This window comes from Halochromatium salexigens (assembly GCF_016653295.1).
In the GTDB taxonomy this organism is placed as follows: Bacteria; Pseudomonadota; Gammaproteobacteria; order Chromatiales; family Chromatiaceae; genus Lamprobacter; species Lamprobacter salexigens.
This window is the reverse complement of the sequence record NZ_NHSF01000008.1, coordinates 53,017-78,900: the sequence shown is the minus strand read 5'-3', so window position 1 is coordinate 78,900 and position 25,884 is coordinate 53,017. Positions and strand designations below refer to the sequence as shown.

The window sequence follows — 25,884 nt, the reverse complement described above, 5'->3', positions numbered from 1 at the left end:
AAGCATGACCACAACGCCCGAGAAGAGGACCGTTCAGATGACTGATGAGAAGCCGTCGCTGTGGCAGCGGCTGCAACCGCTGTTGCAGGCAGTCAAGCGACTTTCCGCCGCTGGCTGGAAGCTGGCAATGTATTGGCTGGGTATCGCTGCGCGCGCACTTAAGCGACTCGCTGCCGCTGGCTGGAAACTGGCGCGTTACTGGCTCGGTATCGCCGCGCGTGAGACCTGGATTGTGCTGAAGCGGCTACCGATCGCCTCCTATAGCTTCGCTCGGGCCATGGTCAGTGCCGATGATGCGCAACGCCTGACGGATTTTTACATCAACGCTGCCTCCAGTCCCTCGTCCGCGAAGACGCCGCCAGCCCCGGCTGCGGTGCTGCAGGAATCCGGCCCGGACTCGGCGCTGGTGCTGCTGTCGCTATTGCAAAAGGAAGGACGGTTCCTCGATTTTCTCCAAGAGGAGGTGTCCGGCTACTCGGATCAGGAGGTCGGCGCGGCGGCGCGGGTGGTGCACGACGGCTGCCAGCGCGTGCTCGAGGACCACCTCAGTATCGCGCCCGTGCGCGACGAGCCCGAGGGCACTCAGGTGACCCTGAACAAGGGCTTCGATCCCGCCGCCGAGCGCCCCACCGGCCAAGTTATCGGCGAGCCGCCGTTCACCGGTGCGCTGGTGCACCGGGGTTGGCGTGCGCTCGAGGTGCATCTGCCACGGGTGGCGAGCAGTCGTGATGTCCGAATCCTAGCACCGGCGGAGGTGGAGCTGTGAATGCCGCGCGTTATGCCATTGGCATCGATCTGGGAACCACGCACTCGGCGCTCTCCTATGTGGAGACGGCAAAATGCGAGGGCGAGGAAGTCGAACAGCGCATCCTGAAGATCCCGCAGCTGACGGCGGCGGGCTCGGTCGAGGAGCGTCCGCTGCTGCCGTCGTTTCTCTACCTGCCGCACCCGGACGAGCACAAACAGGGTGATTTGACCCTGCCCTGGGGCGGCGATCCGACGCGCGTCATCGGCGAGCATGCGCGTCGGCAAGGGCTGACCACGCCGATTCGGCTGGTGGCGAGCGCCAAGAGCTGGCTCTGTCACCCGGATGTCGATCGCAAGGCGCCGATCCTGCCCCCCGAGGTTCCGGCCGAGGTGCCACAGCTGTCGCCGTTCGAGGCCAGCATGCTCTATCTCACGCATCTGCGCGAGGCCTGGAACGGCGCCCATCCCTATGATCCGCTCGAGGAGCAGGAGGTCACCGTCACCGTCCCGGCCTCGTTCGATCCGGCCGCGCGCGAACTCACCGCCGAGGCCGCGAAGGCCGTCGGCATCGAACATCTGGTGCTGCTCGAGGAGCCGCAGGCCGCGCTCTACAGTTGGGTCAACGATAGCCTCGGGCGCTGGCGCCATGATGTGAAGGTCGGTGACATCATCCTGGTGGTCGATGTCGGCGGTGGCACCTCGGACTTCTCGCTCATCGCGGTCACCGAGCAGGCCGGCGCGCTGGAGCTGACCCGGGTCGCGGTCGGTGAGCACATCCTGCTCGGCGGCGACAACATGGACCTGACCCTGGCCCATGTGGTGAAGCAAAAGCTGAAGAAGAACGGCGTCGAGCTGGATCGATGGCAGCTGCAGGCGCTGACCCACGGCTGTCGTCAGGCCAAGGAGGCGCTGCTGGCCGATGCCGAGCTGGCATCTTATCCGATCGTGGTGCCGAGCCGGGGTGCCAAGCTGATCGGCGGCTCGATTCGCACCGAGCTGACCCACGACGAGGTCACCACCACGCTGATCAATGGCTTCTTCCCCGAGGTCTCGGTCGACGAGCGCCCGGCCCAGCGCGCGCGCGGGGCACTGACCAAGGTCGGCCTGCCGTTCGCGCAAGACCCGGCGGTGACGCGCCATCTGGCGGCCTTCCTCGGCAAGCAGGCGGGCGCGACCGAAGACCTCGAGGGGTTCGTCGAGCATGCCCATTGGGCGAGCTTCCTGCACCCCACCGCCGTGCTCTTCAACGGCGGTGTCTTCAACGCCCAGGTCTTGCGCGATCGGGTGCTGCAGGTGCTCAATCAGTGGCTGGCCGGCGAGGATGCGCCCCCCGCCCGGTTGCTCGCGGCGCATGACATGGATCTGGCCGTGGCGCGCGGCGCGGCCTTCTATGCCTACGCACGCAATCATGGCGGCGTGCGCATCCGGGGCGGCACCTCGCATTCGTACTATGTCGGCATCGAGCGCAGCATGCCGGCGATTCCCGGCATGGAGCCCGAGCTGCACGCGCTCTGCGTGGTGCCGTTCGGCCTCGAGGAGGGCAGCGCGCCGGTGGTGCCGCCGCAGGAGTTCGGGCTGGTGGTCGGTGAGCCGGTGCGCTTCCGCTTCTTCGGCTCCAGCGTCCGGCGCGAGGATCAGGTCGGCGATCTGCTCGAAGAGTGGTCCGAGGATGAACTCGAGGAGATGGAGGAGATCCAGACCAGTCTGCCCGCCGACAAGCTCAAGCGCAGCGAGGTTGTCCCGGTGCGGCTGCAGGCCGAGGTGTCCGAGGTCGGCACCTTGGAGCTGACCGCGATCCCGACCAACGTCAAAGCCGACGGCGAGGCCTCGGATTGGAAGGTGTCGTTCAACACGCGCGGCTCCAACAGCAATGGCGCTGGTGGTTAAGCGGATCCGATCGTTTTGGAATTCATCGGTCTTGGCATCATGGGGCGACCCATGGCCTGAATCTGCTGCGAGCGGGATATTCGTGAGCGGTCCATGCGCGGCGACCTGAGGCGATACTTCCGCTCACGCAAGCCGGTGATGGGCCCGGATTGAGCACCTAGAGATCCTCGGTCTTGTCGGCCTTGGCTAGGGTCTCCCTCTGGGCCGCGCCTCGAACTGCGGCTGCATGCTCGGCCAAGACCGCGTCATCGATCCCGAGCGATGCGTCAATCAGGGTCTCGGCGGCATGCACCAGCGCCCTTGCATCGAGCCCGTATTCTCGCATCAGGTAGGGCTTGCTGGCGCCATGGGCATAGGTATCGCGCAGCCCGAGTCGAATTAACCGCCTGCCGATCCCTTGTTCGGCGAGCTGTTCGGCGAGCGCACTGCCTAGGCCACCGATGATGCTGTGATTCTCGATCGTGATCGCGCCATAGCGGGCGTTGGCGATTTGCTCGAGCAGACGTGGATCATCGAAGGGCTTGAGCGTCGAGACGTGCAGATGGCTGGTGGCGACACCCCGGCTGCGGAGTGCGGCAACGGCGCTAAGGGCCTCTTCTGTGCAGATACCGGCGCTGATGACCGCCAGATCGGTACCGCTGCCGAGCAGCCGCGCCCGCCCGAAGCGCAGTGGCTGCTCGGACGGGAACAGCCTGGGCACCTCGCCGCGGAGTTGGCGCACATAGACCGGTCCCTCGATGGCCTGGGCTGCATCGAGCATGGATTCGACCTCGGTCGCGTCGCCCGCCTCAAGCACCGTCATGTTCGGCAGCGCGCGCATTAGGGCGATGTCGTCGATGGCCTGATGAGTGACGCCTCCCGGGGTGGTGAGACCGGGCAGGAAGCCGATGAGGCGCACCGGCAGGTTCGGATAGGCGATGCTCATCGCCAGTTGATCGAACGGGCGGCGGGTGATGAAGACCGAGAAGGTATGGATGTAGGGAAAGAAGCCTTCGCGTGCCAGCCCGGCGGCGAAGCCGAGCATATTCTGCTCGGCCATGCCGAACGAGAAGAAGCGCTCGGGAAACTGGTCGCGGAAGCCATCGGCCTCGCAAGAGGCGGTGAGATCGGCGCCGAGCACCAACACCTCGGAACGCTTGGCCGCCCAACGGAGCAGATTGGATCGATGCGGACGGGTGACCAGTTCGATCATGACGCGAGATCCTGCCAATGCTCGAGCAAGTCTTCGTAGGCATCCTGCTCGTTCGGCGATTTGAAGCGAAGATAGTGCAATTTCGGCGCACGTTCGCGCAGTAGATCGATGCCTCGGCAAGTGTCGGTGCGGGCGATGACAACTAGCGGGCGGTCGATCGCTGCAGGCGTTGGGTCCTGCTGCCCGGCTGTATCGTGACGCTCGCGAATGACTGTGTTTTCGCGCGCGAGGGCGGGTTTAGCCAAGGCCTCGGCATCATGGCCATCGACCTCATGCACCTCGGCGCCGAACGCCCGCAGCCGATCGGCAAGCGGCTCGATGGTCATGACATCGGCCATGGCACCGTCGCATTGCTGAGCATTGGCGTCGATGTAGACGCCGAGATTGCCGATATGATGATGGGCGAGGGCGGCAAAGGCCTCCCAGGTCTGACCTTCCTGAAACTCACCATCGGACATGAAGACCCAAACCCGCCCGGACTCACCGCGCAGCCGCCGTGCTAGCGCGATGCCGCCAGCCTGGCTCAGGGCCTGGCCAAGTGAGCCGGCGGTGACCTCGTGGCCGGGTGAATGCTCGGCGCCGATCAGCTCGACCGTGCTGCCATCGGTGTTGAAGCGCTCCAGCGCATCTGGGCCGAGTCGGCCGAGTTCGATCAGCAGCGCGTACAGGACCAGCGCGTAATGCACCGGTGAGAAGATGAAACGGTCGAGATCGGGCGCGCGTGGTCCGTTGTAGCCGGCACCGGTCAAGGCCGCTGGGTTGTTCTGTGAGGGAACGCCGGCGAAGGGCCTGGGTATCAGTGGGGCTGTGCTGGGTCCTAATTGCATCACCCGCAGGAAGAGGGTCGCGAGGATCTCGGCGGCGGAGCAGGCCTGGCTGAGATAGCCGCCATTGTTGCGTAGCGTGTGTTCGAGCACGCGTCGACGGATGCCTGCGGCGACTGATTGAACAGTCAAGGCGGACAGCTCAGCTGATATTGCTTGCGGGTCAGGTTGCGGTCGTTGCGCGTTCATTGCGTGGCCGTGCTGGCTGGCGTGGGTTGTGCGCTGAAAGCCTGACCCGTGACTTCGCGTGAATCTGGCCCAAGTAGGTACAGATAGGCATGGGTGATGCTCTCTGGAGTTGGCAGGCTGTTCGGGTCCTCGGCCGGATAGAGTTCGCGGCGTTGCGCGGTGCGCAGCGCACCCGGATCAATGGTATTGACGCGAATGCGGCTGCTGCCTTCGGTCTCCTCGGCCAGGGTCTGCATCAGTCCCTCGAGTCCGGACATCGCCGCCGCGAAGGCCCCCCAGTACGCCAGCGCGCGTCGACCGACACGATCCGACTGGTAGACGACCGAGGCTGCTTCCGCCGCGCGCAACAGCGGCAGACAGGCCTGCGTGAGCAGGAAGGGTGCTGTGAGGTTGATCCGCAGCACCTTATCCCACTGCGCGGCATCGTAGTCATCGATCCGGCTCAGGAACGGGATGTACTGCGCGGTGTGCACTAGCCCGTCGAGGCGGCCGAATTCATCACCGAGCGTCGTCGCGATGCCGAGCATCAACTGCTCGTCGGCCTTATCGAGGTCGAGTGGCAGGCTTGCTGGTTCGGGCGAGCCCTCGGCGGTAATCGCGTCGTAGACCGACTCCAGCGCCTTTTCGCGAAACCCGCTGAGGATGACGGTGGCGCCGTGGCGGGCAGCATCCAGCGCCAGCGCTCTGCCCATGCCTTCGGCAGCACCTGTGATCAGGATCACACGGTCCTCGAGCAGTTGGGGGCGGGGTTGATAGTTTTGTGGACTATGGCTCACGGTCATATATCGATTGATCGAAAACGACCTAGCCTACTGCAGGCGTGCGTACAGGGAAATGATGAATCCTTTGGTCTTGGTTTCAAACCCTTGTTGGATCAGGCCAGGTCAAGCCGAGAGATTGTCTTTTTCGTCATCATCTCCGGCGTCACCAAGGCATTGCTCGGATTCGTACCACATAACATTGATGATGCCAAAGGCGACCGCGAGCAGGACGCCGAGTAACCAGGCGAAGTACCACATGATGCGCTCCTCTAAAGGTGATCGTCACCGCGGCCCTGAAGCACCGCGATAACCGACTGATGCGATTGCCGGACAATCTCGATCCGATGGGCGCTCGCTCTTCGTATTGGATGGCCTAGTACGCCAGCGTGTCTTGCTCGCGGATCTCCTCGACCGTGATCCGACGCCACATCTTAGTGTAGGTCCAGGTCGTGTAGGCGAGGATCAGCGGGATGAAGATCACCGCCGCCCAAAACATCACCGTCAGCGTCAGATGGCTCGACGTCGCATCCCAGGCGGTCAGGCTGCTGTTGGGGTTGGTGCTCGAGGGCATGATGAAGGGAAACATCGCGGCGCCGGCGGTCATGATGATGCCGGTGATGCCCAGACTGCTCATGACCAACCCCAGCCCGGCCCGGTCGCGCATCGACAGCGAGACCGCGAACCCGAGCCCGGCGAAGCCCAGGATCGGGAACAGCAAGGTCCAGGGATACAGGCGGTAGTTGGTCAGCCAGCCGTAGGGATCGACCACGACCTCCTTGGTCAGCGGATTGGAGATCGCATCCAGCGCCGGCATGCTCACCACCTTGAAGCCATCGACGAAGAGGATCAGATCCAGCCCGGCGAGGGCGAACGCGGCGATGGTCGCAAGTCCGATGATCCTTGCCCAGTGTTTGGCGCGCGAGGCGATCGGCTCGCCGGTGCGCAGTTGCAGCCAGATCGCCCCATGCATGGTCAGCATGCCGAGGCTGATCAGCCCGGCGAGCAGCGCGAACGGATTGAGCAGACCGAAGAAGTTTCCACTGTAGTAGGGCCGTAGCAGCTCATCGAGGTGGAAGGGCACGCCCTGCAACAGGTTGCCGAAGGCGATGCCGAACACCAGCGCCGGCACCGCGCCGCCGATGAACAGGCCCCAATCCCAGGCGCTGCGCCAGCGCTTGTCCTGGATCTTGCTGCGGTAGTCGAAGCCGACCGGGCGGAAGAAGAGCGCGAACAGCGCCAGCAACATGGCGAAGTAGAAACCGCTGAAGGCGGTAGCATAGACCAGCGGCCAGGCCGCGAAGATGGCCCCACCGGCGGTGATCAGCCAGACCTGATTGCCGTCCCAGTGCGGGCCGACGGTGTTGATAATCACCCGGCGCTCATCATCACCCTTGCCGAGGAAGGGCAACAGGGTGCCGACGCCCATGTCCATGCCATCGGTGACCGCGAAGCCGATGAAGAGCACGCCGACCAGCAGCCACCAAATCAGTTTGAGCACTTCGTAGTCGATGATCATCAGCCTTCTCCTCGATGCTGGCTTGCAGGCGCGGAGGCCGAGGGCGGTCCACCGCCGGTCGCATCGCTCTGCGGCGTCTGCTGTTTCTCAAAGTAATACTTGCCAGTGTGCAGCGAGCTTGGCCCCTGACGGCCAAACTTGAACATCAGGGACATCTCGATGATGAACAGTGCTGTATAGAAGAGGACAAAGGCGCTTAGGCTGATGAGCAGATCATTGGCGCTCAGGCTCGAGGCCGCGACCGAGGTCGGCAGCACCTCGCCGATGGCCCAAGGCTGGCGGCCGAATTCGGCGACGAACCAGCCGGTCTCGACCGCGATCCAGGGCACCGGGATGCTGTAGAGAAAGGCACGCAGCAGCCAGCGCTTGTCCTGGATCTGGCGCTTGGCGTTGTAGTAGAAGCCGAGCACGATCAATAACAGCATCCAGACACCAGCACCAACCATGATGCGGAAGGCCCAGAACAGTGGCGCGACCTCGGGAATCGAGTCCTTCACCGCCATCTGGATCTGCGCCTCGGTGGCCTCGGCCGGGTTATCGACGTAGCGTTTGAGTAGCAGCCCGTAACCGAGATCATCCATGTGGTCCTTGAACATGGCGCGATTGCCTTCGGTGTCCTGATCGTTGCGCAGCCGCTGCAGGTATTCGTAGGCGATCATACCGGAGCGGATGCGGATCTCATGCTCGCGCATCAGATCCTTGAGGCCGGTGACTTCCTGATCAAGCGAGCGGGTCGCGATCAGACCCATCAGCCAGGGGATCTTGATCGCGTCATGGGTCTCCTCGTCCGCGTTGCTGGGGCGACCGTAGACCGTGAACGGCGCGGGTGCGGGTTCGGTGTGCCATTCGGCCTCGATCGCGGCGAGCTTGACCTTCTGCACATCGCCGACCTCGTAGCCGGATTCATCGCCGAGCAGGATCACCGACAGGATCGACGCCAGACCAAAGCCCATCGCCACCGAGAACGAGCGCTTGGCGAACGCGAGATCACGGCCCTTGAGCATGTAGTAGGCGCTGATGCCGGCGACGAACATCACTGCGGTGACATACCCGGCGGCCACGGTATGCACGAACTTGACCTGCGCGACCGGGTTGAACAGCACCTCGGAGAAGCTGACCATCTCCATGCGCATGGTCTCGAAGCTGAACTCGGCACCGACCGGGTATTGCATCCAGCCGTTGGCGATCAGGATCCACATCGCCGAGAGGTTGGAGCCGACGGCGGTGAGGAAGGTCACGGCCAGATGCTGGCGCTTGGTCAGGCGCTCCCAGCCGAGGAAGAACAGGCCGATGAAGGTCGACTCGAGGAAGAAGGCCATCAGGCCTTCGATCGCTAGCGGTGCGCCGAAGACATCGCCGACGTAATGGGAGTAGTAGGCCCAGTTGGTGCCGAATTGGAACTCCATGGTCAGGCCGGTGGTGACCCCGAGCGCGAAGTTGATGCCGAACAACTTGCCCCAGAACTTGGTCATGTCCCGATAGATGGTGCGCCCCGTCATCACGTAGACGCTTTCCATGATCACCAGCATCCAGCTGAGCCCGAGGGTCAGCGGGACGAAGAGGAAGTGATACATCGCGGTGATGGCGAATTGCCACCGCGAGAGTTCGACCATTGCGCTATCTAGCATCGTTCAGATCCCGAGGCAGCTTGAAGCAGCTTGAACGCATTTCAGATGCTGGCGCCCGTGCGCAGGTCAGCATCCACCCGTGCCATCATCCAACAGTCAGTGCTCGTGCTCATGCGGCGCGGCGGGTGGCAGGGCCTCGCCCTCGGCGAGCGCCTTCAGCGCGGCGGCGATGTCGGTTTCACCGGTGGTGATGACCTCGATGCCCTCCCGGCCCATGCGCTCGACGAAGGGGCGCCCGGCCCCGCCGGTCAAGATGGCGGTGAGCTGGCGCTGATAGAGCGGATGATCTGGGCCGTGATATTCGTGCAGCGAGCGGTCCTTTGGCAAGTCGAGCCGCTCGACCTCGAGCGGCTCGCCGCCGGGCTCGAGATCGTAGATCAGGAAGCGGCGGCTCTTGCCGGCGTGACCGGTGATGGTCTTGAAATTCTGGCTGGTGACGGCGATACGCATCGGTCGAGATTCTCTGGTTCTTGCAGCCCAAGAGGTGTGGATGACACCTCCTGCAATCAATGTGCAACCAACGATGGTTGCGTGTGCGCACTAGATCAGTGCGGTGTGCGGCCTGCCATTCTCGGGCTCGGCATCGGTTTGGCGCAGTCCGAGTGCCCAATCTTCCATCGCGGCATTGGCAAGCGGCATGGGCGCCTCCATGAAGCTGATCACGAACTGATGATCGAGTTCGGCGACGCCGATCGAGCGCGGCCGCAGACCGAGGATCTCGGCACTGGGCAGCGTCAGGCCAAAGCAGAACAGGACGTTCTTGGCCGCGCGGATGTCGCTCTCCACGGCGCCATCCGGCAGGCTGCAGGTATGCGCGTAATGATCGAAGACGGCGATGAACTGGCCGCAGCGATGTGCCTCGATACAGCCGCGAAAATAGTTGCAGATCGCATCGACACTCTGGTAATCGGTTTCGTCGCGATCGAGCCTGAGAACGAAGAGCGGATAACGTTCGTTGAGCAGGGTTTGCTTCATGGCGATGTGCTTCACTGGCTCGGGCAACCGGCCGGCAGGCGTTGCGGATGAGGAACACAGAGACGAATCCGGGGCTCGAGACGGGTTGAACGGTCTCGGACAGGCTGGTAGACCCTACTCGTGATCAACAAAGCTTAAGTCGTTGGGGGTTGGGGCAACATTGAAAGCTGTCAATCGGCCGCGTTCGAGGCAAACCGCGCGCTCGGGCGAGCCACGCATGTAAGTGCGGCCAGCGTGGTGGCTAGCTAGCGGCGTCAATCCTCGGCGATACGTGTGAGATTGGGGATATCGAGCAGGAACCGATTCGGCCGTGACTCGACGATCAGGCTCTCGCGCTTGAAGCCAGCGATGGTGCGGCTGGCCGTCTCGGTGGTGATACCGAGCATGGCGCCCATGTCCTCGCGCCCGAAGAGCTGGCACTCGCTCGATTCGCGATCGCGGACCAGGCGCAGCAGCAGGCGCGCGACGCGCTGGCGCGCCGAGCCGGTCGAGAGTTCGGTCAGCCAGGCATCGGCCTCGGTGAGCGCGCGTTGCCAGCGTTGCATGAGTTCCTCATGCAGGCTTGGGTTGTCCTTGCTGAGGGCCTTCACCACGCGCGTCGGGAACCGACACACCTCGCTTGGCGAGAGCGCAACGGCGTCGTGCTGATAGGCGTTGCCGAGCAGGGCTTCGAGCCCGAGCACGTCGGTGCCGCGCGCGATGCGCACGATGCGCTGGCTGCCGTCCGGCAGGTATTGGACGAGCTTGAGCGAGCCGCTGCGCACGGTGAACATATAGTCACCGACCTCGCCGGCCTGGTACAGCGGGGTGCCGGGCTTGAGGTCGAACTGATCGATCGGCTCGTGGATGCGATCGAAGTCTTGCTCGGTGAGTCCAGCAAACAGCACCGTTGTACGCAACGCGCAATTCCGGCAATCGGCCTCGCCGGCCCAAGCCTCACGCAATGTCACGGATTTGACCATGCCTCTTGATCTATGCAGCGCGGTGTCAATGACGGATAAGATAGCAGTGTACAGGAATTTTTCGCTGCACAATGGCTTGCTTGCATGGGTGGGCTTGCGTTGGTGGGCTGACATCTCCGGACATTGAAGCGATGCGCGCAGTATGATGCGCACTTCAATGCTCACCGACATCATCGACCATCGGCCGACACCGGCCAATCTGCCTTATGCCCCTGCTCTCGCTGCGCGCCGTCTCGCTCTCCTATGGCCATCCGCCGCTGCTCGATGGGATCGATCTCGAGATCGATCCGGCCGAGCGTGTTTGCCTCATCGGGCGCAATGGGACCGGCAAGAGCACCTTGCTCAAGCTCATCGATGGCGAGATCCAGCCCGATGCCGGCGCGCTCTGGCGCGCCGATGGACTGCGTGTGGCGCGGTTGGCGCAGGAGGCGCCGCTCGGCGATGCGCATCGGGTCTTGGACGTGGTCGCCGAAGGGCTTGGCGAGCTGGGTACGCTGGTTGCCGAGTATCACCATCTTAGTCATGGCTTGGCCCAGGCCGGTGCCGCCGCCTCGGAACGCGATCTGGCGCGGCTGGCGACCGTGCAACAGCGCCTTGAGGCCGGCAACGGCTGGGAGATCGAGCAACGCGCCGAGCGGGTGATCTCACGGCTCGGTCTGGATGGCGAGGCGGTCTACGCGACCCTCTCCGGCGGGCTGCGGCGGCGGGTGATGCTGGCACGGGCGCTGATCAGCGAGCCGGATCTGCTGCTGCTCGACGAGCCGACCAACCATCTGGATATCGAGACCATCGAGTGGCTCGAGGAGCTGATGCTCGGTTTCCAGGGCTCGCTGTTGTTCATCACCCATGACCGGCGTTTCCTGCGCAACCTGGCCACCCGCATCCTCGAGCTCGATCGCGGCCAGCTCACCGATTGGCCTGGTGATTACGACAACTATCTGCGCCGGCGCGAGGAGCGCCTGCATGCCGAGGCCAAGGAGCGCGAGCGCTTCGACAAGCGCCTCGCCGAGGAAGAGGTCTGGATTCGCCAAGGCATCAAGGCCCGGCGCACCCGCAACGAGGGGCGGGTGCGAGCCTTGCAGGCGATGCGCGAGGAGCGTCGCGCCCGGCGCGAGGGGCTCGGGCAGGCGCGCCTGAGCGTCGACAGCGGCGAGCGCAGCGGCAAGCTGGTGGTCGAGGCCCAGGGCGTGACCTTCGCCTATCAGCCAGAGGCGGGCGCGGCGCCGACCATCCAGGCTCTCGACACCCTGATCCTGCGCGGTGATCGGGTCGGGATCATCGGTCCCAATGGCGCCGGCAAGTCGACGCTGCTCAAGCTGCTGCTGGGTCAACTGCAGCCGGACGCGGGTCAGATCCGGCTCGGCACCAACCTCAAGGTCGCCTATTTCGATCAACTCCGCGCCCAGCTCGACCCCAACCGCAGTGTGCGCGATAACGTCGCCGGCGGCAGCGATAAGGTCGAGGTCGGTGGGCGTAGCCTGCATGTGCTGTCCTATCTCAAGGATTTCCTGTTCGCGCCGGAGCGTGCCCAGCAACCCGTCTCGGCGCTCTCGGGCGGTGAGCGTAACCGGCTGCTGCTAGCCAAGCTGTTCACCCAGCCGGCCAATCTGCTGGTGCTCGACGAGCCGACCAATGATCTGGACGCCGAAACCCTGGATCTGCTTGAGGAGCTGTTGAATGCGTTCGACGGCACGCTGCTCTTGGTCAGCCATGACCGCGATCTGCTCGATAACGTGGTCACCTCCAGTCTGGTGCTCGAGGGCGACGGCTGGGTACAGGAGTACGTCGGCGGCTACTCGGATTGGCAGCGCCAGCGAGACGCCAAGGGGCAGGCGTGGCAGAGTGCCACGGAGCCCAAGCGCAAGGGCCGCGACAGCGAAGCTGTGCAAGCCTCGGCGGGACGCGACTCGGCAGGGCGAGACTCGGTGGGGCGGGCATCCACGGGCCGAGGCAAGTCGCCGGGCAAGCTCAGCTACAAGGATCAACGCGCGCTCGAGCAGTTGCCACAGCAGATCGAGGCCCTCGAGAACGAGGTCGAACAGCTACACGCCCGGCTCGGCGATCCCATGCTCTATCAAGGACCGGCGGAGAACGTCACCGAGACCCAGAGCCGACTGGCCGAGGTCGAGACGGCGCTGGCGGGCTGTTATGAACGCTGGGAGGCCCTCGAGGCCGCCCAGCAGGCACTCGGACACTAAGACAAGGGCGCATGCCGATGTTACAGATCGAATCGCTCAAACAGTTCTACGGCGAGAGCCACACCCTCTGGGATCTGTCGATGACCATCCCCGCAGGCGAGTGCACCTGTGTGATGGGCCGTAATGGCGTCGGCAAGACCACGCTGATGGAGTGCATCATGGGACTGTTGCCCCTGCACACCGGCGCGCTGCGATTCCAGGGCCATGACCTCGCGCGCCTGCCGGCCGAGCGCCGCGCCGGCCTCGGCATCGGTTATGTGCCGCAGGGGCGTCAGATCTTTCCGCTGCTGACGGTGGAGGAGAACCTGCGCATCGGACTGCCGGCGCGGGCCGATCGCCGGCGCCAGCTCCCGGAGGTCATCTTCGAGCTGTTTCCGGTGCTCGATGAGATGCGCGCGCGGCGTGGCGGCGATCTCTCCGGTGGTCAGCAGCAGCAGTTGGCGATCGCTCGCGCCCTGGTGATCGATCCGACGCTGCTGATCCTGGACGAGCCGACCGAGGGCATTCAGCCAAATATCGTGCACGAGATCGGCGACATCATCCGGCGCTTGATGGATCAGCTCGGGCTGACCGTGATCCTGGTCGAGCAGAAGCTGCCGTTCGCGCGCCGGGTCGGCGACCGCTTCGCGATCCTCGACCGCGGCCGGCTCAAGGCGGAGGGCGCGATGACCGAGCTGGGCGATGACCTCGTGCGCGAATATCTGACGGTCTGATGCCGCCATCGGTGCCGCCCGCCGCGGGCTGGAGCGCGCGCCTCGCGTTGCGGTTCGAGGCGCGCGCTCAACGCACCGTTTTGGCGCAAAAACAGCAGCAAGGTCCGTTGACGGTGCAACGCGGTTTCTATCCCGAGGGCGCGCCTTGCCATCTGTATCTGCTGCATCCCCCGGGCGGAGTGGTCGGTGGCGATCGACTGCACATCGAGGCGCGGGTCGCCGCTGGCGCGCATGCGCTGCTGACAGCGCCCGGTGCGGCCAAGTTCTACCGCAGCGCCGGCGCCTTGGCGCGGCAACGGCAGCGCTTCGAGGTGGCCGACGGCGGGGTGCTGGAATGGCTGCCGCCGGAGGCGATCCTGTTCCCGGGCGCGCGTCTCGATCTGCAGACACAGGTCGTGCTCAGCGGCGCGGCGCGTTTCATCGGCTGGGAGATCCTCAGTCTCGGCCGGCCGGCGATCGGCGAGCGCTTCGATCAGGGCCGCGCCAGCTTGGGGCTGCGGCTCGAGCGGGAAGGGCGCCCGTTGCTGAGCGAACGCCTGCGCTTGGACATGGGCCTGGACCTGGAGGGCGAGCCTTCCACGAAAGGCCTGGATGGGCCAAGCGGCCTGCGCGGACAGCCGATCAGCGCCACCCTGGTCGCGACCGGCGCCACGGCCGGGGATCTGCAGGTCGCGCGTGCACTGGTGCCAGCCGTGCCGGGCTTGGCGCTCGGCCTGACCTTGCTCGATGATCTGCTCGTTGTGCGTGCGCTCGCGCCGAAGGTGGAACCGGTCTTGCTTCAGTTTCGTGCCCTCTGGCAAGGCTTGCGGCCACGCCTGCTCGGTCTGGAAGCATCCGCGCCCCGCATCTGGGCAACCTGAGCGCCGGTCCGATCAAGTGACCTGATCGAGTGGCCTGATCAAGGAGTCTGTCCCCATTGATTACGGCGCTATCAGCGCGCCTCGCTGGCGTATACACTGTTCCGTCACAACCCCGACTCGACGAGGCGTCGACCATGGAGCTGAATCCCCGCGAAAAAGATAAGCTGCTGCTGTTCACCGCCGGCCTGCTCGCCGAGAGACGCAAGGCGAGAGGGCTGAAGCTCAACTATCCGGAGGCGGTGGCCTTCATCAGTTGCGCCATTCTGGAAGGCGCGCGCGAGGGCCGCACGGTCGCTGAGTTGATGGATGACGGCCGCGCGCTGCTGAGCCGCGATGAGGTAATGGACGGTGTCCCGGAGATGATCCCGGATGTGCAGGTGGAAGCGACCTTCCCTGACGGCACCAAACTGGTCACCGTCCACGACCCCATCGTCTAGCCCGTCCACCTATCCTGAGAACGGCACTATGATTCCTGGCGAACTCTTCCCGGCCGCTGGTGAGATCGAACTCAATGCAGGCCGACCGGTGTTGTCGGTCGAAGTTGCGAACACGGGCGATCGGCCGATCCAGGTCGGCTCCCATTATCATTTCTTCGAGACCAACCCGGCGCTGCAGTTCGAGCGCGCACCGACACGCGGCCATCGGCTCGATATCCCTGCCGGCACTGCGGTGCGCTTCGAGCCTGGACAGTCGCGCACCGTCGAGCTGGTGCCCTATGCTGGTGCGCGCCTGGTCCATGGGTTTCGCGGCGAGGTGATGGGGCGGCTCGATCCCGTCCCCGAGCCCGAGCCGGAACCCGATGACGACGCCGCCGAGGACAGCGCCGAGGAGAGCAAGACATGAGCACGATCAGCCGGCAGGCCTATGTATCGATGTACGGTCCGACCACGGGCGACAAGCTCCGGCTCGCCGATACCGACCTGATCCTCGAGGTCGAGGAGGATCTGACCCACTATGGCGACGAGGTCACCTTCGGCGGCGGCAAGGTGATTCGCGACGGCATGGGCCAGTGCCAGCGTCAGTCCGACGAGGTCATGGACCTGGTCATCACCAATGCGCTGATCCTGGATTTCTGGGGCGTGGTCAAGGCCGATGTCGGCATCAACAACGGGCGCATCGCCGCGATCGGCAAGGCCGGCAATCCGGACACCCAACACGGTGTCGATGTGCTCATCGGTCCCGGCACCGAGATCATCGCCGGCGAGGGCCAGATCCTGACCGCCGGCGGTCTCGATGCCCATGTCCACTTCATCTGTCCGCAGCAGGCCGAGGAGGCGCTGGCCTCCGGCGTGACCACGCTGCTGGGCGGCGGCACCGGCCCGGCCACCGGCACCAACGCCACCACCTGTACGCCCGGTCCTTGGAACATCCGCCGCATGTTGCAGGCCGCCGAGGGGCTGCCGGTCAATGTCGGCGTCTACGGCAAGGGCAACGGCAGCCAGCCGAATGCGCTCGAGGAGCAGGTACGCTGCGGCGCCATGGGCCTGAAGTTGCACGAGGACTGGGGCACGACCCCGGCGGCGATCGACTGCGCGCTCGGCGTCGCCGAGAAGATGGATGTGCAGGTCGCCATCCACACCGATACGCTCAACGAGTCCGGCTTCGTCGAGGACACCCTCGCCGCGTTCAAGGATCGCTGCATCCACACCTATCACACCGAGGGCGCGGGTGGTGGCCATGCGCCAGACATCATCAAGGCCGCCGGGCAGGCCAATGTGTTGCCGTCGTCGACCAATCCGACCCGGCCCTACACCATCAACACGGTCGATGAGCATCTGGACATGCTGATGGTCTGCCATCATCTGTCGCCGTCGATCCCGGAGGATGTCGCCTTCGCCGAGTCGCGCATCCGCCGTGAGACCATCGCCGCCGAGGACATCCTGCACGATCTCGGCGCCTTCTCGATGATCGCCTCCGACTCGCAGGCGATGGGGCGCGTCGGCGAGGTGATCACGCGCACCTGGCAGACCGCGCACAAGATGAAGGTGCAGAGGGGCCATCTCGCGGCGCCGGAGTGGGCCGGCACGGTCGATCGCGGCGATAACGATAACTACCGCGCCAAGCGCTACATCGCCAAGTACACCATCAACTCGGCCATCACCCACGGGATCGCCCATGAGGTCGGCTCGGTCGAAGTCGGCAAACTGGCCGATCTGGTGCTGTGGAAGCCGGCCTTCTTTGGCACCAAGCCGAGCCTGATCCTCAAGGGCGGCATGATCGCGATGGCGCCGATGGGCGACCCGAATGGCTCGATCCCGACCCCGCAGCCGGTCCACTATCGCCCGATGTTCGGGGCCTTCGGCGGTGCGCTCGGCGAGACCTGCATGACCTTCATCTCGCAATGGGCACTGCAGGCCGGCGAGCCACAGCGGCTGAATCTGCGGCGGCGCGTCGGCGTGGTGCGCGACGTGCGCCAGGTGCGCAAGGTCGACATGATCCACAACTTCTGGCAGCCGACCCTCGAGGTCGACCCGCAGACCTATCAGGTGCGCGCCGACGGCGAGTTACTGACCTGCGAGCCGGCCGACGTGCTGCCGCTGGCGCAGCGCTATTTCCTGTTTTGAGCGATATTCTCGGAGTTCGCAACATCTCGGTGCATGGCTATCAAGCCATGGACTCGCGCATCATTCGAGACGTCGTCGGGCATCGGCTTGATGACTTGGACCGCTTCGTCAGTGCGATTCGCAGTGGGCTGCCACAAGATGATGGCGAATAATGCGCTTGATGATCTGGCGCTGCGCCTGACCCAGCGGGTGGTCGAGGCGGCGCAGGCGAGCGCCGTGCTGCCGTTGACCTATGAACAGCGCTCACGCTCACGGCTGCGTGCGCGTCTCGATGACGGCCGTGAGGTGGGAATGCTGCTGCCGCGCGGCGGCGACAGCCTGCGTGACGGCGATCGGCTGAGCGATGAGCAGGGGGTTGTCGTTCAGGTCCGGGCCGCGCCCGAGCCGGTGTCGAGCGCCGAAACCGATGATCCGGTGCTGCTCGCGCGCGCGGCCTATCACCTTGGCAATCGCCATGTCGCGTTACAGATCGAGCCCGGCCGCCTGCGCTGGCTGCACGATCATGTGCTCGATGCGATGGTGCGCGGCCTCGGGCTCGGCGTTACTTCGCAGGAGGCTCCCTTCGAGCCGGAGCCGGGGGCCTACAGTGGTGGGCCGCATGGCCATGGTGATGCCGAGCACGAGCATGAGCACAGGCATGCGCATGAGGACCGGCATGAGCATAGCCATGCCCGCTAAGGCGCCGCTCTTACGGCTGCTGCAGTTGGTCAGCCCATCGCTGCCGGTGGGTGCCTTCGCCTACTCGCAAGGGTTGGAATGGGCGATCGAAAGATGCGTTGCTCGGCTATGCGTGGTCCTGGGCCGAGAACCTGACCCTGGCTGGCGTCAAGCTGGTGCCGCTCGGCCAGAGCGCAGGGCAACGCATCCTGAGCGCGCTCGCGGTGCGGATTCCGGCGGCGGTCGACCACGCCCGCCTGGTCGCCTACAGCGAGATCGGCGCCAGCACGCCGGCGCTGGCCATCGCCAGTAGCCTTCACGAAACCCAGTACACCAGACTCTATCGTTCATGATCACCGCCCTGTTTCGTTCCATCCCGATCCGGCTGGGGGCGAGTCTTGCGCTGACCGGCGCCATCGCCTTCCTGTCGCTCGTGCCCGGCTACCCGCAAGAGGGTGATGCCAAGCTCGTCGTCATGATCGGCTCCGTGCCGTCGTTGTTGCAGAACGCCATGCATGTCGCGCTCTATGCGCTCCTGACCGTGCTCTGGGCGGCCGCGCTGGTGCGCTTCAAGCGGCCGATCCTGCTGGCTGCCCTGTTCGCCACCGGCTATGGGGCCCTGTTGGAGTTCGCGCAGCTGTTCGCGTCCGGGCGCTATGCGTCGCTCTTCGATATCGGCTTGAATACTGCCGGCGTGCTCATCGGGGTCGCGGTCGCCGCCTCACTGACAACATGACGAATGAATCCAGCAATCCGTTGCGCGTCGGCGTCGGCGGCCCGGTCGGCTCCGGCAAGACGGCCTTACTCGATGCGCTCTGCAAACGGCTGCGCGATCGCGTGCAGATCGCGGTGGTCACCAACGATATCTATACCCGCGAGGACGCCGAGTTCCTGATCCGCAGCGAGGCGCTGGCCCCAGAACGCATCCTCGGGGTCGAGACCGGCGGTTGTCCGCATACGGCGATTCGCGAGGATGCCTCGATGAACCTGACCGCGGTGGCCGATCTGCAGCAACGCTTCCCGGACCTCGATCTGATCTTCATCGAAAGCGGAGGCGATAATCTGGCCGCGACCTTCAGCCCCGAGCTTGCCGACTTGACGATCTATGTCATCGATGTCGCCGAGGGCGAGAAGATCCCGCGCAAGGGCGGGCCGGGCATCACGCGCTCGGATCTGCTGGTGATCAACAAGATCGATCTGGCGCCGCATGTCGGGCGCCTCGCTGGAGGTGATGGCGAGCGATACCCGACGCATGCGCGGTGAGCGGCCGTTTGCGATGACCAACCTGCGCGCCAGCGAGGGGCTGGATGCGATCGTCGAGTTCGTGATTCGCGAGGGGATGCTTGCCTGATTGATCGGCGGCGGTTGAATTCGCCAGCCGGTTTCCTCAGGGTCATTGGGGTTAGGAGCTTACAGACTCCCGACTCACATTCTCGCAACCCCTCCGGAGGTTCAATGATGACTCTGAACGCCCTGCGTCAAACCGCTGAAGCAATGGTCACACCCGGTCAGGGTCTCCTGGCCATGGATGAGAGCACGCCCACCATCGGTAAACGGCTGAAGGCGGTTGGCGTCGACAACACCGAGGACAACCGGGTCGCGTATCGCACCATCCTGCTCGCCACGCCCGGACTCGGTGATCACATCAGCGGCGCCATTCTCTACGACGAGACTATTCGCCAGTCGACGACCGACGGCGAGACATTTCCCGCGCTTATGCAGCGACAAGGGATCATGCCCGGGATCAAGGTTGATACTGGCGCCAAGGAGCTCGCATTGAACGCCGGTGAGAAGGTCACCGAGGGGCTAGACGGGCTGCGCGAGCGTTTGGAGGAGTACGTCGGCTTCGGTGCCAAGTTCTGTAAGTGGCGCGCCGTGATCACGATTGACGAGGACAAGCCGAGTCGAGCCTGCATCGAGGCCAATGCCCACGCGCTGGCGCGATATGCCGCGTTGTGTCAGGAAGCCGGTTTGGTGCCGATTGTCGAACCGGAGGTGCTGATCAACGGCGCCCACATGATCGAGACCAGCTACGAGGTCACGGTCGAGACCCAGCGCCAGGTGTTCGAGCAGCTCTATCGCCAGGGTGTCCAGTTCGAGGGCATGATCCTGAAACCGAGCATGGTGATCTCCGGCACCGATTGTCCGCAACGCGCTGGTGTCGAGCAGGTCGCCGAAGAGACATTGCGCTGTTTGCAGCAGACAGTCCCAGCCGCGCTACCTGGCATCGCCTTTCTGTCCGGTGGTCAAAGCGATGAGCAAGCGACCCAGCACCTTAACGCGATGAATCAGATGGCGACCAAGCTGTCGCTGCCGTGGCGCCTGACGTTCTCGTATGCCCGGGCGCTGCAGAATCAGGTGCTCGAGACCTGGCGAGGGGATGCCTCGAAGGCCGAGCAGGCCAGCCAAGCCCTGCTGCATCGGGCCAAGCTCAACTCACTTGCGAGCATCGGCGAGTACACGCCGGAGATGGAGCGTTAAGCGTCAGCGCGGCACGATCGCCTAACCACCCGTGACAGGCGGGAAGAAGGCGACCTCATCGCCATCGGCGACCAGTGTCTCAGGGCGTGCCATCTCCTGATTAAGGGCAACGAGAATGCGCTGCTCTGGCGCGAGTGCGTGCGCCCAAGGCTCGCCACGCGCACGCAGGAAGGCTCTGAGTTCGGCGATGGTCGCGCCTGCTGTTGGCTCGATGGCTTCGGCATCGAGCCCGACCTGCTCGCGCAGGCGAGCGAAGTAGCGCAATTCGATCATTGACGGCGAATGCCCATGGTTTATGCGGTTGAACCGTGTGAGCCAATCGGCGCTGGCCGGTCGATGCTTTTGCGGCTCCAACCGGCGGTTTATTGGCACGTATTGAGTGATGAACGATAGGCGGTGCGATGATTAGGTCGAGCACCCAGGCACCAGCTCGCTGAACGGCAAAAAGGCGACCGGATCGCCGATCGCGATAGTCTGGCCCGACGGAATCAGCGCTAGCCCATTGGCCCAGGTCAGTGAGCTGAGTGCCGCTGATGAGGTACTGCTGAAGACTTGAATCGCCGGCTTGTCGGTCGCGTCGATCTCCAATCGCGCGCGTTGGTAGTCGCGCCGTTTGAGCGGTTTGGTGAGCTCGAAGCCGGCGGGTAGCCAGAGCGGGGTTGGCGGCCCGGCATCGCGCACGCCTTGCATGCGTTCAATGAACGGGCGGGCGAACAGGCAAAAGGTCACGAACAGTGAAACCGGATTGCCAGGGCTGCCGATGAACGGCGTTTCGCCGATGCGCCCAAACGCGAGCGGTTTACCCGGCTTCATCGCGACTCGCCAGAGGTCGAGGCTGCCGAGCTGTTCGACCGCTGGTCTTACATGATCTTCATCGCCCACGGAAACACCGCCGCTCGCTAGTACCAGGTCGGCCTGCTCGGCAGCGGTGCCAAGTGCGGCGAGCGTCGCCTCGCGATCGTCCTCGATGATGCCAAGATCGATCACCTCGCAGCCGAGCGCCTGCAGCAAGGCGCGAAACAGAAAGCGGTTCGAGTTGTAGATCTGGCCCGGGCCCAAGGGCTCGCCGGGCATCACCAGCTCGTCACCGCTGGCGAGTACGGCTACGCGCAGCCGGCGATAGACCCAGAGTTCTCCAGCACCGACGCCGGCGGCAAGACCCAGATGCTGGGGACCGAGCCGAATCCCGGGCTTGAGCACTTGCGCGCCTGCTTGCAGTTCCTCGCCACGACGGCGGATGTTCGCGCCTGCCGTGATTTCGGCATTGATGCGCACGCCGCCATGTTCCGGCGCGCAGGCCTCCTGCACCACCACGGTGTCCGCGCCCTCGGGCAACGGCGCACCGGTGAAGATGCGCGCGGCGGTACCTGGCGTCAGCGGCGTGCCGCAATGGCCAGCGGCAATGCGCTGAGTTACCGGCAGCCAGCCGCTGTTTGCCCGCAGATCAGCGGCGCGCAGCGCGTAGCCGTCCATCGCGCTGTTATCCCAGCCGGGTAGGTCGGTGCCGCTGATGACCGGCTCGGCGAGCACCCGTCCGAGGCATTCCGTGGGGGGGAGCTGCTCGCGGCCGTCAATGACACGGGCTGCGGCGAGCAGCTGTGCCGAGGCTTGCTCGACGCTGAGCGGCTTTGATGAGGCTGAGACTGGATCGCAGTCGTTTGCGGTGCTGGCGGAGGTGTCAGTTGATGCACCCGTAGAGGGGCCAGTCGATGGGTGGGTCATGATGATCAGCGCTCGCTGAAGCGCGCGATAAGCTGGGCGAAGTTGCAGGGCCGGGTTCGGCTGTCCAGTTGTGGCTGTAGGATCTGCTCCCAGGCCGTGCGGCAGGCGCCGGTAGAGCCCGGTAGACAGAACAGCAGGGTGCCGTTGGCGATGCCGGCTACCGCGCGCGATTGCACGGTCGAGGCGCCGATTTCTTGGAACGAGATCTGGCGGAACAGCTCGCCGAAGCCGTCGATAGTCTTGTCGAACAATGGCGCGATCGCTTCTGGCGTGCTGTCGCGTCCGGTGATGCCGGTACCGCCGGTGCTGATCACTCCCTGCACCTCGGGGTCGGCGATCCAGCGTGAGAACAACGCGCGCAGCTGATAAGGATCATCCTTGCAGATGACCTGATCAGCCAGCCGATGGCCAGCTGCGGTCAGCTGCTCACGCAGGTAAGCGCCAGAGGTGTCATTGTCGGTGGTGCGGCTGTCGGAGACGGTCACCACAGCGATCGGCAGCGGTATGAAAGGGGAATCGTTAGGGGTTCTGCTCATAGGGGCGTTCAGTCACTCGTGGATCTTGGTGTGGCTCGCGACGGGTTACTCTCAATGGCGTTTGGTAGAGCTGTGCACCATGAGGCCGTTCTGCGTGCGCAACTGCTCTCGAGTCGTGTCTCTACAACCAGCGCGGGATCAGCAGCAAGCCCCAGATCGTGGCCGCGAAGCTGATGCTCATGAAGACCGCCGCCGAGGCGATATCCTTGGCCCGCCCCGAGAGTTCATTACGCTCGAGGCCGACACGGTCGACGTTGGCCTCGATGGCCGAGTTGAGCAACTCGACCACTGGCACCAGCAACAGGCTGCCAACCAACATGGCACGCTCGATTGGCGACTGGCCGAGCCAGAACGCCAGTGGAATTAAAAAGATGAGGATGAAGACCTCCTGCCGAAAGGCCTCCTCCAGTTCATAGCAAGCCTTGAAGCCCTTCATCGAGTAACCAAAGGCGTAGATGATTCGGCGCCATCCGCTGACATTGTGGTTGGCCATGGTCGCGTGTCGCTCTCCCAGTGTTGCCCAGTGCTGCTGTCCATCCGTCGTCGTGTCAGGTCGGACTGGCGTCCTAGGCAGTGCCCTCGGCAGGCTTCCAGGCGACATCGAGCTGGCGCGCGGCACGCACATCATCGAGCCGACGCAAGGGCAGGCTGTGCGGGGCCTGTTTGACTGTCTCCGGATCGTTTTCGGCCTCGGCGCGAATCTTGTTCATAGATTCGACGAAACCATCGAGGGCCTCCTTGGGCTCGGTCTCGGTCGGCTCGATCAACAGGCATTCGGGCACCAACAGCGGGAAGTAGGTGGTCGGCGCATGGTAGCCATAGTCGAGCAGTCGCTTGGCGAAATCCATGGTATTGACGTCGAACGCTTTCGCCTCTTTCTTTAGGGTGATGATGAATTCGTGACTGGCGCGCCGTTCTGGATAGGCGAGCTGGAAACCGGCGTCGCGCAGGCGGGCCTGCAGATAGTTGGCGTTGAGCGTGGCGAACTCTGAGACTCGTCGCATACCCTCGGCGCCGAGCATGCGTGCATAGATGTAGGCGCGCAGTAGGATGCCCATGTTGCCGCCGAAGGCGGTCATGCGGCCGATGCTCTCGGGTCGGTCGTCCTCATCGAGCCAGTGATAACGTTCGTCGTCGCCTTGGGTCACCAGCGGAATCGGCAGATAGGGCTCCAAGCGTTTCGAGACCCCGACTGGACCCGCACCTGGTCCGCCGCCGCCGTGGGGCGTCGAGAAGGTCTTGTGCAGATTCATGTGGATGACGTCGAAGCCCATATCGCCTGGACGCACCTTGCCGAGGATGGCATTGAGGTTGGCGCCATCGTAATAGAGCAGGCCGCCGGCCTCATGCACGCTTTTGGCGATGGCTTGGATGCTGCGGTCGAAGACGCCCACGGTACTCGGATTGGTGAGCATGATGCCGGCGGTTTGTGGACCAACCGCATCACGGAGCGCGGCGATATCGACATCGCCATTGCTGCCGGTTGGCACCTCGCGCACCTTGAAGCCGGCCATGATCGCCGAGGCCGGGTTGGTGCCATGGGCGGCGTCTGGGACCAGCATCTCGCGCCGCTCATGGTCGCCACGGGCGTCGTGATAGGCGCGGATCATCATGACGCCGGCCAGCTCGCCCTGGGCGCCGGCCGCTGGCGCTAGCGAGACCGCGTGCATGCCAGTGACGCTCTTGAGCATATCCTGCAGCTCATGTAGACAAGCCATGATGCCCTGGCTGTGGCTCTCCGGTGCGGCGGGGTGGCGCGCTAGGAAGCCGGGCAGCGAGGCCAGGCTATTGCAGGCGCGCGGGTTGTATTTCATCGTGCACGAGCCGAGCGGATAGAAGTGCGTATCGATCGAGAAGTTCTGCTGCGAGAGCCGGGTGTAGTGGCGCACCGCCTGCAGCTCGGAGACCTCGGGCAGCGCGGCGCGCTGCTTGCGGCGCAGCGCCTGCGGCAGATCGCCGTGGTCGGCAGTCTCGAGCGGCGCCTGCGCGGTAGCGCGGCGTCCAGGGCGGGATTGTTCGTGAATCAGCATGGCGTAATTCTGCACTCCTAAGAGATGATGGCGGCGGCAAGGGTGGTGAAGCTGCGCGAGCGTCGATGCTAGGCGGCCTCGGCGATGGCCAGTGTGCTCGCGAGTGCCTCGCGATAGGCCGCGATCTCGGCGTCGGTGCGCCGCTCGGTGGCGCAGACCAACAGCGCGCAACCCAACTCCGGATACTCACGCCCGAGATCAAAGCCGCCAAGGATGTCCTGTTCGGCGAGTGCGGCAAGCACGTCCTCGGTCGGCGCTGGCAGGCGCAGCGCTCGCTCGTGGAATGCCGGAGCCTCGAAGATCGGCTCTACGCCCGGAACCTCGCACAGCTGTTGTGCCAGCCGGTCGGTGTTGGCAAGGCAGGCGGCAGCGACGCGCTCTAGTCCCTCGGCGCCGAGGATTGCCATGTGGACGGTCGCGGCTGTGACCAACAGCCCCTGATTGGTACAGATGTTCGAAGTCGCCTTGGAGCGGCGGATGTGCTGCTCACGCGCCTGCAAGGTCAGGGTGTAGCCGACCTTGCCGTCGACGTCTTCGGTCTTGCCGGCGATGCGCCCAGGCAGCTGGCGGATAAAGGCCTGCTGACAGCAAAGAAATCCGAGATAGGGGCCGCCGGAGGCGAGCGGCATCCCCAGCGGCTGCCCCTCGCCGCAGGCGATATCGGCACCGTTCTGCCCCCAATCGCCGGGCGGTGAGAGTAGGGCGAGGGCAACCGGGTTGACCACGCCGATGACCAGCGCATCGCGTGACTGTGCCCAATCGGTGAGTGCGTTAACGTCCTCGAGCACGCCAAAGACGTTGGGTTGGGGCACGACTAAAGCTGCGAAGGGTTCGTCCCCCGCTGTCTCACAGTGGGCAAGGGTGGTCTGGCCGGTTTCTGTGTCGAAGTCGACCTCGACGAGGTCAATGCCCTGATGCTGAACGATGCTGCGCACCGTGCGCCGATAGAAGGGATGCACGCTCCGCGGCATCAGCACGCGTGTTGTTTTGACTTTGCGGTTCGCGCGCACGGCCATCAACACCGCCTCGGCCAGTGCCGAGGCGCCGTCGTAAAGCGAGGCGTTAGAGACATCGAGCCCTGTCAGTGCCGTCATCATCGACTGGAATTCGTAAAGCACTTGCAGCGTGCCCTGGCTGGCCTCGGCCTGGTAGGGCGTATAGGCGCTGTAGAACTCACCCCGGGTGGTGATCTGCCACACCGCCGCTGGGATGTGATGATCATAGGCGCCGGCGCCGATGAAACAGGTCGGCTCGCCGTCGATGCGTGCACGCGCCTGCAGGAGCTGGGTCACCTCCATCTCGCTCAGACCGGATGGGACGCCAGCGAGTTCTTTGGCGCGGAGTTCCTTAGGGATTTCATCGAACAGCGCGTCGATGCTGTCGACGCCGATGACGTCGAGCATGCCGGTGATGTCCTCGTCGGTGTGCGGGATGAAGGGCAT

28 protein-coding genes and 1 pseudogene are annotated in these 25,884 nt (G+C 64.5%); 14 read left to right on the top strand and 15 right to left on the bottom strand.

Going from position 1 to position 25,884, the window contains the following annotated elements; all coding sequences use genetic code 11:
* The first annotated feature begins 37 nt into the window (after window positions 1-37).
* Window positions 38-766, top strand: a complete 729-nt coding sequence (locus CCR82_RS01025) for a DUF2760 domain-containing protein (RefSeq protein ID WP_242513152.1) — start codon at window positions 38-40, stop codon at window positions 764-766.
* Window positions 763-2,634, top strand: a complete 1,872-nt coding sequence (locus tag CCR82_RS01020; RefSeq protein ID WP_201243335.1) for an Hsp70 family protein — start codon at window positions 763-765, stop codon at window positions 2,632-2,634. Before CCR82_RS01025 ends, CCR82_RS01020 begins: the two co-directional genes overlap by 4 nt.
* Window positions 2,635-2,791: 157 nt before the next feature.
* Here the strand turns inward: CCR82_RS01020 and CCR82_RS01015 are convergent, their stop codons facing one another.
* The 9 genes from CCR82_RS01015 to CCR82_RS00975 form a co-directional block, all read right to left on the bottom strand.
* Entirely contained in the window at window positions 2,792-3,826 is a 1,035-nt protein-coding gene (locus tag CCR82_RS01015) for a transketolase family protein (protein WP_207190888.1), read from the bottom strand.
* Entirely contained in the window at window positions 3,823-4,782 is a 960-nt protein-coding gene (locus CCR82_RS01010; RefSeq protein WP_242513151.1) for a transketolase, read from the bottom strand. Before CCR82_RS01010 ends, CCR82_RS01015 begins: the two co-directional genes overlap by 4 nt.
* 53 nt (window positions 4,783-4,835) lie before the next feature.
* Window positions 4,836-5,621, bottom strand: coding sequence for a YciK family oxidoreductase (locus tag CCR82_RS01005; protein WP_201243333.1), 786 nt, complete (start codon window positions 5,619-5,621; stop codon window positions 4,836-4,838).
* Window positions 5,622-5,723: 102 nt separating this feature from the next.
* Window positions 5,724-5,858 carry a cytochrome bd-I oxidase subunit CydX gene (gene cydX / locus CCR82_RS01000; protein ID WP_201243332.1) on the bottom strand — a complete coding sequence of 45 codons (135 nt, stop codon included), beginning with the start codon at window positions 5,856-5,858 and terminating at the stop codon, window positions 5,724-5,726.
* 115 nt (window positions 5,859-5,973) lie between these two features.
* On the bottom strand, window positions 5,974-7,116 hold the full coding sequence (gene cydB, locus CCR82_RS00995; protein ID WP_207190887.1) for a cytochrome d ubiquinol oxidase subunit II: 1,143 nt from the start codon (window positions 7,114-7,116) through the stop codon (window positions 5,974-5,976).
* On the bottom strand, window positions 7,116-8,744 hold the full coding sequence (locus CCR82_RS00990; protein WP_201243331.1) for a cytochrome ubiquinol oxidase subunit I: 1,629 nt from the start codon (window positions 8,742-8,744) through the stop codon (window positions 7,116-7,118). Before CCR82_RS00990 ends, cydB begins: the two co-directional genes overlap by 1 nt.
* Before the next feature lie 96 nt (window positions 8,745-8,840).
* Window positions 8,841-9,194: a NifB/NifX family molybdenum-iron cluster-binding protein gene (locus CCR82_RS00985; RefSeq protein ID WP_201243330.1), complete on the bottom strand. Its 354-nt coding sequence runs from the start codon at window positions 9,192-9,194 to the stop codon at window positions 8,841-8,843.
* Between the two features lie 90 nt (window positions 9,195-9,284).
* Window positions 9,285-9,719, bottom strand: coding sequence for a DUF6858 family protein (locus CCR82_RS00980; RefSeq protein WP_201243329.1), 435 nt, complete (start codon window positions 9,717-9,719; stop codon window positions 9,285-9,287).
* 254 nt (window positions 9,720-9,973) lie between these two features.
* A complete protein-coding gene (locus CCR82_RS00975; RefSeq protein ID WP_201243328.1) occupies window positions 9,974-10,681 on the bottom strand; it encodes a Crp/Fnr family transcriptional regulator in 708 nt (235 codons plus the stop codon).
* Between the two features lie 206 nt (window positions 10,682-10,887).
* Between CCR82_RS00975 and abc-f the strand changes: the two genes are divergently transcribed.
* The 12 genes and pseudogenes from abc-f (at window position 10,888) to CCR82_RS00915 (ending at window position 20,154) form a co-directional block, all read left to right on the top strand.
* The gene (gene abc-f / locus CCR82_RS00970; RefSeq protein WP_201243327.1) at window positions 10,888-12,879 is read left to right on the top strand and encodes a ribosomal protection-like ABC-F family protein; all 1,992 of its coding nucleotides are present in this window, start codon (window positions 10,888-10,890) and stop codon (window positions 12,877-12,879) included.
* A gap of 17 nt (window positions 12,880-12,896) precedes the next feature.
* On the top strand, window positions 12,897-13,592 hold the full coding sequence (urtE, locus tag CCR82_RS00965; RefSeq protein WP_201243365.1) for an urea ABC transporter ATP-binding subunit UrtE: 696 nt from the start codon (window positions 12,897-12,899) through the stop codon (window positions 13,590-13,592).
* Entirely contained in the window at window positions 13,592-14,452 is an 861-nt protein-coding gene (locus tag CCR82_RS00960) for an urease accessory protein UreD (protein WP_201243326.1), read from the top strand. The genes urtE and CCR82_RS00960 overlap by 1 nt, the downstream gene beginning before the upstream one ends.
* A gap of 134 nt (window positions 14,453-14,586) precedes the next feature.
* Window positions 14,587-14,889 carry an urease subunit gamma gene (ureA, locus tag CCR82_RS00955; protein WP_201243325.1) on the top strand — a complete coding sequence of 101 codons (303 nt, stop codon included), beginning with the start codon at window positions 14,587-14,589 and terminating at the stop codon, window positions 14,887-14,889.
* A gap of 28 nt (window positions 14,890-14,917) precedes the next feature.
* Complete coding sequence (locus CCR82_RS00950; RefSeq protein ID WP_201243324.1) at window positions 14,918-15,295, top strand: urease subunit beta; 378 nt, start codon at window positions 14,918-14,920, stop codon at window positions 15,293-15,295.
* Window positions 15,292-17,016 (top strand): urease subunit alpha, encoded by a 1,725-nt coding sequence (gene ureC / locus CCR82_RS00945; protein ID WP_201243323.1) that lies wholly within the window; start codon window positions 15,292-15,294, stop codon window positions 17,014-17,016. The genes CCR82_RS00950 and ureC overlap by 4 nt, the downstream gene beginning before the upstream one ends.
* Before the next feature lie 47 nt (window positions 17,017-17,063).
* Complete coding sequence (locus tag CCR82_RS19210) at window positions 17,064-17,168, top strand: hypothetical protein (protein ID WP_420827304.1); 105 nt, start codon at window positions 17,064-17,066, stop codon at window positions 17,166-17,168.
* Entirely contained in the window at window positions 17,155-17,694 is a 540-nt protein-coding gene (gene ureE / locus CCR82_RS00935; protein WP_338073066.1) for an urease accessory protein UreE, read from the top strand. Before CCR82_RS19210 ends, ureE begins: the two co-directional genes overlap by 14 nt.
* Before the next feature lie 98 nt (window positions 17,695-17,792).
* Window positions 17,793-18,026, top strand: a complete 234-nt coding sequence (locus CCR82_RS00930; RefSeq protein WP_242513150.1) for an urease accessory protein UreF — start codon at window positions 17,793-17,795, stop codon at window positions 18,024-18,026.
* A complete protein-coding gene (locus CCR82_RS00925; protein WP_201243321.1) occupies window positions 18,023-18,409 on the top strand; it encodes a VanZ family protein in 387 nt (128 codons plus the stop codon). Before CCR82_RS00930 ends, CCR82_RS00925 begins: the two co-directional genes overlap by 4 nt.
* Window positions 18,406-19,024: pseudogene (ureG, locus tag CCR82_RS00920) on the top strand (urease accessory protein UreG). Before CCR82_RS00925 ends, ureG begins: the two are co-directional and overlap by 4 nt.
* A gap of 107 nt (window positions 19,025-19,131) precedes the next feature.
* The gene (locus CCR82_RS00915) at window positions 19,132-20,154 is read left to right on the top strand and encodes a class I fructose-bisphosphate aldolase (protein ID WP_201243363.1); all 1,023 of its coding nucleotides are present in this window, start codon (window positions 19,132-19,134) and stop codon (window positions 20,152-20,154) included.
* 21 nt (window positions 20,155-20,175) lie between these two features.
* On the opposite strand, the gene moaD is transcribed toward CCR82_RS00915, so the two are convergent.
* The 6 genes from moaD to gcvPA form a co-directional block, all read right to left on the bottom strand.
* Window positions 20,176-20,427 (bottom strand): molybdopterin converting factor subunit 1, encoded by a 252-nt coding sequence (moaD, locus tag CCR82_RS00910; RefSeq protein ID WP_201243320.1) that lies wholly within the window; start codon window positions 20,425-20,427, stop codon window positions 20,176-20,178.
* A 132-nt stretch (window positions 20,428-20,559) separates the two neighbouring features.
* On the bottom strand, window positions 20,560-21,876 hold the full coding sequence (locus tag CCR82_RS00905; RefSeq protein WP_201243319.1) for a molybdopterin molybdotransferase MoeA: 1,317 nt from the start codon (window positions 21,874-21,876) through the stop codon (window positions 20,560-20,562).
* 5 nt (window positions 21,877-21,881) lie between these two features.
* The gene (gene moaB / locus CCR82_RS00900) at window positions 21,882-22,412 is read right to left on the bottom strand and encodes a molybdenum cofactor biosynthesis protein B (protein ID WP_201243318.1); all 531 of its coding nucleotides are present in this window, start codon (window positions 22,410-22,412) and stop codon (window positions 21,882-21,884) included.
* Between the two features lie 121 nt (window positions 22,413-22,533).
* Window positions 22,534-22,905 (bottom strand): diacylglycerol kinase, encoded by a 372-nt coding sequence (locus tag CCR82_RS00895; protein WP_201243317.1) that lies wholly within the window; start codon window positions 22,903-22,905, stop codon window positions 22,534-22,536.
* Between the two features lie 73 nt (window positions 22,906-22,978).
* Window positions 22,979-24,442: an aminomethyl-transferring glycine dehydrogenase subunit GcvPB gene (gcvPB, locus tag CCR82_RS00890; RefSeq protein WP_201243316.1), complete on the bottom strand. Its 1,464-nt coding sequence runs from the start codon at window positions 24,440-24,442 to the stop codon at window positions 22,979-22,981.
* 68 nt (window positions 24,443-24,510) lie between these two features.
* On the bottom strand, window positions 24,511-25,884 hold the full coding sequence (gene gcvPA, locus CCR82_RS00885) for an aminomethyl-transferring glycine dehydrogenase subunit GcvPA (protein ID WP_201243315.1): 1,374 nt from the start codon (window positions 25,882-25,884) through the stop codon (window positions 24,511-24,513).